This window comes from Ignavibacteria bacterium (genome assembly GCA_016873845.1).
Lineage (GTDB): Bacteria > Bacteroidota > Ignavibacteria > Ch128b > Ch128b > JAHJVF01.
In genome coordinates this window covers 1-8,697 of record VGVX01000092.1, presented here as the reverse complement: position 1 = coordinate 8,697, position 8,697 = coordinate 1, and the positions used below count along the sequence as shown (strand labels likewise).

At 35.6% G+C, this 8,697-nt stretch carries 10 protein-coding genes; all 10 read left to right on the top strand.

Translation table 11 applies throughout. The features are described 5' to 3' along the window. Positions 1–346: 346 nt before the first annotated feature. Complete coding sequence (locus tag FJ213_12175) at positions 347–1,060, top strand: 1-acyl-sn-glycerol-3-phosphate acyltransferase (protein ID MBM4176910.1); 714 nt, start codon at positions 347–349, stop codon at positions 1,058–1,060. A gap of 3 nt (positions 1,061–1,063) precedes the next feature. Then, a complete protein-coding gene (gene gatC / locus FJ213_12170; protein MBM4176909.1) occupies positions 1,064–1,348 on the top strand; it encodes an Asp-tRNA(Asn)/Glu-tRNA(Gln) amidotransferase subunit GatC in 285 nt (94 codons plus the stop codon). Further along, positions 1,348–2,109: a 3-deoxy-manno-octulosonate cytidylyltransferase gene (gene kdsB / locus FJ213_12165; GenBank protein MBM4176908.1), complete on the top strand. Its 762-nt coding sequence runs from the start codon at positions 1,348–1,350 to the stop codon at positions 2,107–2,109. Before gatC ends, kdsB begins: the two co-directional genes overlap by 1 nt. Before the next feature lie 39 nt (positions 2,110–2,148). Further along, complete coding sequence (locus tag FJ213_12160; protein MBM4176907.1) at positions 2,149–3,144, top strand: pyridoxal-phosphate dependent enzyme; 996 nt, start codon at positions 2,149–2,151, stop codon at positions 3,142–3,144. A 157-nt stretch (positions 3,145–3,301) separates the two neighbouring features. Beyond that, positions 3,302–3,694 carry a HEPN domain-containing protein gene (locus tag FJ213_12155; protein MBM4176906.1) on the top strand — a complete coding sequence of 131 codons (393 nt, stop codon included), beginning with the start codon at positions 3,302–3,304 and terminating at the stop codon, positions 3,692–3,694. Next, positions 3,673–3,984, top strand: a complete 312-nt coding sequence (locus FJ213_12150; protein ID MBM4176905.1) for a nucleotidyltransferase domain-containing protein — start codon at positions 3,673–3,675, stop codon at positions 3,982–3,984. Before FJ213_12155 ends, FJ213_12150 begins: the two co-directional genes overlap by 22 nt. A 75-nt stretch (positions 3,985–4,059) precedes the next feature. Continuing rightward, on the top strand, positions 4,060–6,570 hold the full coding sequence (locus tag FJ213_12145) for an aconitate hydratase (GenBank protein MBM4176904.1): 2,511 nt from the start codon (positions 4,060–4,062) through the stop codon (positions 6,568–6,570). Between the two features lie 97 nt (positions 6,571–6,667). After that, complete coding sequence (locus FJ213_12140; protein MBM4176903.1) at positions 6,668–7,606, top strand: histone deacetylase; 939 nt, start codon at positions 6,668–6,670, stop codon at positions 7,604–7,606. A gap of 106 nt (positions 7,607–7,712) precedes the next feature. Further along, a complete protein-coding gene (locus tag FJ213_12135) occupies positions 7,713–8,300 on the top strand; it encodes a transposase (GenBank protein ID MBM4176902.1) in 588 nt (195 codons plus the stop codon). A gap of 91 nt (positions 8,301–8,391) precedes the next feature. Further along, a partial coding sequence (locus tag FJ213_12130; GenBank protein MBM4176901.1) for an arsenate reductase ArsC occupies positions 8,392–8,697 on the top strand: 306 nt, incomplete at its 3' end.

Genomic DNA, 8,697 nt, shown 5'->3' with positions numbered 1-8,697 from the left:
CTTCAACGTTTGCAACTGCTGAAGTTATTTATTCGAAGAACGATGGTACCACTATCTCTGTTCAAATTTTAGATTATGCAGGCATCGAAGAACTTTATGCTCCATACGATTCATACATCCGCTCAAATGTTTCCATTGATGATGTGGAAGGATTTGCACATACGATGAAAGTTAATGGTTATCCTGCCTTCGAAAGCTATCAAAAGGACTTGCAAACTGCACAGCTTTCTGTGATTGTAGAAAACAGAATAATTGTCGACTTGAACGGAACGGAGGTGGATGAATTTGAAGACCTTCGAACAATTCTTAAAAAAATTGACTTGAACAAACTTGCAGAAATAATTAAATGATTTCTGGTTTAATTACATCTATAAAACTTTTTACATTGGTTGTAATTACAATTGTTTTAGCGATCATCGCATTGATCACAGCTTTAATCGAACCTGGGGGAAGATTATACAACATTGTCGGGAAGGTATGGTCAAATTCAATTCTTTGGATTTCAGGTGTTAAAGTTGAATTTATCGGCCAAGAGCATCTGCGGCCCAATGAAAGTTATATTTATGTTTCTAACCATGTTAGTCTGTTTGATATCCCGGTCGTTATGAAAGCAATTCCAGGGCAATTAAGAATCGTATTTAAAAAAGAACTAGCAAAAATTCCCATTTTCGGTTGGCAGTTGAAACTAGGTCCATATATTTTAATTGACAGGCAAAATCCTGGTAAAGCGATGCAAAGTCTAAATCAAGCAATTGAAAAAATAAAACGTGGAGTTTCAGTCCTTCTTTTTGCAGAAGGAACCCGCAGTAAAGATGGCTCGATTCAATCCTTCAAGAGAGGAGCCTTCACACTTGCAACACGAAGCGGAAAAAAAATTGTTCCTGTAACAATCAAAGGGACTTATGAAATTCTTCCGAAAAAGAAATTCAATATCAAAAGTGGAAAAGTAAAACTTATCATTGATAAGCCGATCGAGCATGATGGAAATACAGAAAAGAGTTCCGAAGTTGCTCTAATGAATGAAGTGAGAGAAATAATAGTAAATAATTATGAGAAGTAGTTAATGGCTGTAACTCGTGAAGAAGTAAAACATATTGCTAAGCTTGCTAAACTGAGTTTAAGTGAAGAAGAGGAAGTCAGTTTCCAAAAAGAAATGACCAGCATTCTTAATTACATGGATAAATTGAATCAAATTAATACTGAAAATGTAGAACCGCTTTCTCATCCGATCCCTGTTGAAAATGTTTTCCGCGCGGATAAAGTTGAACCTAGTATTTCAAGAGATGAGGCATTAAAGAATGCACCTGATGCAACACAAGAATTTTTCAAAGTGCCAAAGGTGATTTAATGTCCAAAATCCTAGGAGTTATTCCAGCCAGATATTCATCTATTCGTTTGCCAGGAAAGCCTTTGCGAATGATTGGCGATAAACCTATGATACAACACACATACGAATCTGCAAATAAATCCGTTTATCTTGACAGATTAGTTGTATTAACTGACGATCAGAGAATATATAAAGTAGTGAAAGACTTTGGCGGTCAAGCTGAGCTGACTCATGAAAATCTGAAAAGCGGGACGGACAGAGCTGCTTATTTTGCAAATGAAAATCCTGAATTCGACATTATTGTGAATATTCAAGGAGATGAACCTTTTATCAAAAGAGAAATAATTGACAAATCGATTAAACCTTTACTGCAAATAGATGAAGTTCAAGTTTCCACTGCTGCGACTAATTTTCAGAACGAATCGGATTTAAAAAATCCTTCGATGCCGAAAGTTGTTGTTGACAAATTCGGATATGCACTTTACTTTTCTCGGGCGATTATTCCATATGCAGAAAAAATCTTGGATATTAAAATTTTTCTAAGGCATATTGGACTCTACGTTTATAGAAGAGATGCTTTGCTCCAAATAAATAAACTTGCACAAACCCAGCTGGAGAAAATGGAAAGTCTTGAACAGCTCAGAATGATTGAAAATGGTTATAAAATCAAGGTCGAAGTTTTTCAAGATTATGATTCCATCTCTGTCGATACTGACCAAGATTTAATCGCAGCGAATGAATTTTTCAAGAAATTGGGAAATGAAAATTCTCAAGCAAATTGATAAATAATTTTTTTCATATAACTATAAATTTTATACTGTATGATTATCCCAGACAAAATCGAACTTGCTAATCTTCCAACACCCATTCACGCTATGTTTTACGAGGGTTTTGAAATTCTTATAAAACGGGATGATTACACTGGAACTGAATGGACCGGGAATAAAATAAGGAAATTGGAATATCTCGCTTTCGACGCACTGAGCAAAAAGGCAAATGTGCTTTTAACTTGCGGCGGTATTCAGTCAAATCATACACGAGCAACAGCATGTGTTGCAGCTAAACTTGGATTAAGATGTATTTTATATCTTCGCGGAACTGACCAAAAAATTGTTGATGGAAATTTAGCCCTAAGCAAATTATTTGGCGCTGAAATAAAATACGTTACATCGGAGGAGTACAACCGAATTTATTCAATCGCAGAAAAAGATATCAAAAAATTAGCGATGCAAGGTTTGAAAGGTTATTTCATTCACGAGGGAGGATCATCGGAGGTTGGAATTTGGGGATACATCGAATTTGTTAATGAACTCCAAAAACAATTGAAAAAAATTAAAAACAAACCAAGTCATTTAATAACCGCCGTTGGTTCAGGCGGTACAATTGCTGGACTCGTTCTTGGAAAAAAACTTTATAATTTAAAGTCAAAAATCGTTGGATTTAATGTACTAAAGACATCCGGAGATTTTGAAAAAATTACTGTCGAACTTGCAAACAGATGTTCAAAAAAATATAAGCTCAGGATCAAAATCACTTCAAAGGATTTTGAAATTCTTGATGGCTACTCAACAGAAGGCTATGAAAATATTTCCGATGAAAAAGTGTCTCTCTTGACAGAGATTTCACAAGAAACCGGAATTTTATTCGATCCAGCTTATACAGGCAAAGCATTTTATGGAATGATAGATCATTTCGTTTACCAAGGAAATGAGTTCAATAAACTGATGTTCATACATACAGGCGGCTTGTTCGGTGTTTTTGCGAAGATGAAACAATATATAACAAATGTCGAATTCGGAGTGCTGAATGCAGAATAAGAGTGAATTCTGGCTCTACTCTGCATTCAAAATTTCACACACCGCAATAGTAAAAGTTTTAATAAAATTTTAGGAGGAAAGCCCGACGTAACGGCTTTCACTTGCTACATGTTACATTATTGAATAAATTAAGTGTGACTTGAAAAAGGATTTGTAATTGCAAAATAAATCAAATGCAATAAAATATTGGTGTGAATCAGCAAAGCATGATTTGGATTCCGCCTTTGCAATTTTTTCAAGCGAAAGGTACGATTGGAGTTTATTTGTTGGTCATCTCGCCTTAGAAAAATTATTGAAAGCATTGTGGATAAAGAATAATGATGATATTATTCCACCTCGAATCCCCAATCTTGTGAAACTTGCCGAAGATGCTAACTTCAAATTAAGTGACGCCGAAAAATTATTCTTATTTGAAGTCAATGATTTTAATATAGAAACTCGATATCCCGATAAAAAATTTGATTTCTATAAAAAGTGCAATAAGGGATTTGCTGAAGATTACTTAACTCGAATTAAGGAGTTTTTTGATTGTATACTAAAAAAGATTTGATCGAAATCATTAGAGAATTTATTGCCTCAGTTTCTGCAGAATTTAATTTACAGGAGGCATATTTATTTGGCTCTCATGCAATTGGTGTGGCAACTGAATTCAGTGACATAGACATTGCGTTAGTCTCTGATGATTTCGAAGGGAGTAGATTTTGGGACAAAAAGAAACTCAACAAAATTCTTTTGAATTTTCCTTCGGATATCGAGATCCATCCATTCAATACTGAAGATTTTAACGATTCTGATCCATTCGTCCTTGAAATTAAACGTACAGGTACTAAAATAATCTAGTGATTTTATTTCTATGTGATACAATCACTTCCGACATGTTTAGAGTTAAAGAACCAGAAAAAAATGAGGAATAAAATGTTATTCAATCTTGATTTAATAAAAAAAGTTTACTTAAGACATTCAAAAAATGTCGATGCCGCTAAGAAGTTACTTGGCAGACCAATGACTTATACCGAAAAAATTCTCTATTCACATTCTTGGGAAAAAGTAAAAACCCCATTTCAACGCGGTAAAGATTTCGTTGAATTTGCTGTTGATCGTGTAGCAATGCAGGATGCAACCGCACAAATGGCATTGCTGCAATTTATGTCAGTTGGAATTCCAAAAGTCAAAGTCCCATCAACTGTTCATTGCGATCATTTGATTCAAGCACAAGTTGGAGCGAAGGATGATTTGCTCAGAGCTTTCGACGAGAATAAAGAAGTCTATGATTTTCTCGCAAGCATATCCAACAAGTACGGAATTGGATTTTGGAAACCAGGTGCAGGAATTATTCATCAAGTCGTTTTAGAGAACTATGCATTTCCAGGTGGAATGATGATTGGAACAGACTCGCACACACCAAATGCAGGCGGACTTGGGATGATCGCCATCGGTGTTGGGGGTGCTGATGCAGTCGATGTTATGGCAGGATTGCCCTGGGAATTAAAATTTCCAAAATTAATTGGCGTAAAATTAACTGGACAACTTTCAGGATGGGCTTCGCCAAAAGATATTATTCTGAAGTTAGCTGGAATTCTTACAGTTAAAGGGGGCACAGGTGCAATTGTAGAATATTTCGGAGAAGGAACAAATTCAATTTCATGTACAGGTAAAGGAACAATTTGCAATATGGGTGCAGAAATAGGTGCGACAACTTCTCTATTCCCCTTCGATTCCAGAATGGCAGATTACCTGAACGCAACCGGAAGAGATGAAATTTCTGCTTTAGCTTTTAACCTCTCAATGAAATCTGAAAATTACCTAAAAGCAGATCCTGAAGTTGAAGCCGAACCGGAAAAATATTTCGATCAAGTTATTGAAATAAATTTATCTGAACTTGAACCACACTTGAATGGTCCATTCACTCCTGATCTTGCTTGGCCAATATCAAAAATGAAAGAAGCTGTCGTTGAGAAAAACTATCCGGATAAACTCAGCGTTGCATTGATCGGAAGCTGTACAAATTCGAGTTATGAAGATATCGATCGGTCTGCTGCCATCGCACGCCAAGCACTTCAAAAAGGATTGAAAGCAAAATCACAATTCACAATCACTCCGGGATCGGAACAAATTCGTGCGACAATTGAACGTGATGGACAACTGCAGACTTTAACTGAGCTAGGCGGAACAGTTCTCGCAAATGCCTGCGGTCCTTGTATTGGAATGTGGAAGCGAATGGATATCCAAAAAGGTGAACGGAATACAATAGTAACTTCTTTCAATAGAAATTTTGCAAAACGAAATGATGGCAATCCTGAAACATTAGCTTTTGTTGCAGGTCCCGAACTTACTACGGCATTAGCTATCGCAGGAAAGCTCTCTTTCAATCCTGCGACCGATACATTATTAAATGAAAACGGTGACGAAGTAAAATTATCTCCCCCAATCGGTGACGAACTTCCACAAAATGGATTTGTAACAGATGAAGAAGGCTACGTTGAACCTGCAAAAGATGGTTCAAAAATTAAAGTACAAATTTCAGCCGAAAGCGAGCGACTTCAAGCTCTGAGTCCATTCAACAAGTGGGATGGAAAAGATTTTATAAACCTGCCGCTTCTTGTTAAAGCAAAAGGAAAATGTACTACTGATCATATTTCACCTGCTGGACCGTGGTTAAAATATCGTGGGCATTTGGATAACATTTCAAATAATATGTTCATCGGTGCAATTAATAACTTCTCGGGTGAAGCCGGTAAAACAAAAAACTTAGTAACCGGTGAAATTAAATCTGTATCAGATGTGGCTCGTGATTATAAGGCAGCCAAAACTGGCTGGATCGTTATCGGTGATGAGAATTACGGTGAAGGTTCCTCACGCGAGCATGCCGCCATGGAGCCTCGCCACTTAGGTGCGAAAGCAATTGTTGTAAAGTCATTTGCAAGAATCCATGAAACAAATTTGAAGAAACAAGGAATTCTCGCGCTAACTTTTTCAAATCCCAACAATTATGACTTAGTTCGTGAGGATGATAAATTCGATATTATTAGACTAAAAAATCTTACTCCAGGCAAACAACTTCAAATGATCATTCACCATTCAGATGGGACTTCGGATGAAATTCTTTTAAATCATTCCTACAACAAAAATCAGATTGAATGGTTCAAGGCGGGGAGTGCCCTCAATCTCGTTGCAGGACAGAGGAAGATGAAAGTTCGTAAAGTTAAAAAGGTAAAAAAAGTTGTAAAGCAAAAAACTGCGAAAAAGAAAACAGTAAAATCGAAAGTCGTAAAAAAAGCAAAAGTTCAAAAGAAAACTAAACCTGCTTCAATGAAAAAAACTTTAAAAAAAGCGTCTAAATACAAAACCAAAAAAGCTGCTAGTAAATCAGCTACCAGGAAAAAGTCAGTTACAAGAAAAAGACCAGTTAAGTCGAAGAAAAAGTAATTTGAATGTTTTCACCGACTGTCGGTGACAGCAGGTAAAATAGTTGTTATCGACTACACCATTGGAGAGACAACACAAATAATTGTTCATATTAGTTATGATAGGAATTGTCTATTCAGATAAATATTTGCTTCACTCTCCCCCATTTTATCATTCAGAAAATCCCGATCGATTGAATACAATTATTAGTTCAATCAAGAAGAGTTCGACATTGAAAAACAAATTTCAATTTCTCGAGCCGCGAATTGCTCCTGAAGAAGAAATTCTCTTAGTACATACGAAGCGACACTTAGATTACGTTCAAGATTCAATTAAATCCGGAAAACAAATTCTCGATTCCGGTGATACTTATGCCAATGAATACAGTCTGGAAACCGCTTTGCTTGCAGCAGGCGGAGTTTTAACCGCCGTAGATAATGTATTGTCTAAAAAATTCTCTCGAGTTTTCTGCGCTATTCGCCCCCCTGGACATCATGCTGAATCGAATCGAGTGATGGGTTTTTGTCTTTTCAATAACATTGCTATCGGCGCTCAATATGCTATCGAAAAATGCAATTTGTATCGAATTGCGATCATCGATTGGGATGTTCACCACGGTAATGGTACTCAAGAAATTTTTTATGAGTCTTCTAAAGTGTTATTTATCAGCTTGCATCAATTTCCGTTTTATCCAGGTACCGGAGCTGCAACTGAAATTGGAAAAGGAGATGGCAAGGGACTTACTTTAAATTTTCCACTTCCTGCGGGGACTGAAAGAAAAATGTATTTGAAAATTATTTTGGATAAAATAATTCCTAAACTGAACGAATTTAATCCGCAACTGATGATGATTTCCTCCGGATTTGATGCACACAAAAACGATCCATTAGCAAGCATGAATCTTTTGGAAGATGATTACTTTCTGATGACTCGTTTGCTGAACGATTTTGCTGGCAAAACTGACATTCCGATTATTTCAGTTCTTGAAGGAGGATATAATTTAACCGCTTTAGGAATTTCAGTATGCAAGCATCTCGAAGGATTTCTGAATGAGTAGAAGAATACTTCAAAAGTCTCAACAATGCAAAACTGGAATCAAAGACTTTTGAAGTTTCAATGACTTTTGAAGTTTTAAAGACTTTTTAAAGTTTTAAGTAAAAACAATGTTTGAAGGTAATTTTTATCATATTTATAATAGAGGTAATAACAGGGAAAATATTTTTTTCGAAGAAAATAATTATTACTACTTCTTAGAAAAATACGATAAATATCTCACCAATTATTTAGAGACGTTTGCGTATTGTTTATTGCCCAATCATTTTCATCTATTGGTTAGAGTAAAAGAAAATACATCAAAAGTCTTAGAGAATCCTACAGATTTGCCTGGAGTATTTCACTTATCTCCTCTTCAAAAAGCATTCAAAGACTTTTTTATTACATATGCAAAAGCAATAAATAATAATTACAACAGAACGGGCAGCTTGTTTCAATATAAATTCAAACGGAAACTTATTGATAAGCAGCAATATTTAACTCGCTTGATAGTCTATATTCATCTAAATCCTGTTCGATTGGGCTTATGCAAAAAAGCATCTGAATGGAAATTCAGTTCATATAATTCGCTCCTATCATCACGCACAACAAAAATCAAAAAGGAAGATGTCTTAAGTTGGTTTGGAAGGAAAAAAGATTTTATTGACATTCACCAATCGTATAGAGATTTTCAGACAATTAGAAATATATTATGGTAAGAGAATACTTCAAAAATCTCAACAACATAATACTTCAAAAGTCTCAACGACCAGATCTGAATTTAGAGACTTTTGAAGGGTATGTAAATAAATGAAAAAAAGAATCTTGATTCTCTGCACAGGAAACTCCTGCCGAAGTCAAATGGCAGAAGGGTTTCTTAAATCATTCGACAAAAATCTTGAAGTATATTCTGCCGGCACTAATCCCGCAGAAAAAATAAATCTAAAAGCTGTTCAGGTTATGAAAGAACTCGGAGTAGATATAAGTAGTGGTGTACCGAAGAGTGTAGAAAAGTTTATCGATCAATCATTTGATTATGTGATTACAGTTTGCGACCATGCGAAAGAAACTTGTCCCGTTTTCATAGGAGAAGTGAAAAATCAAATTCACATTGGA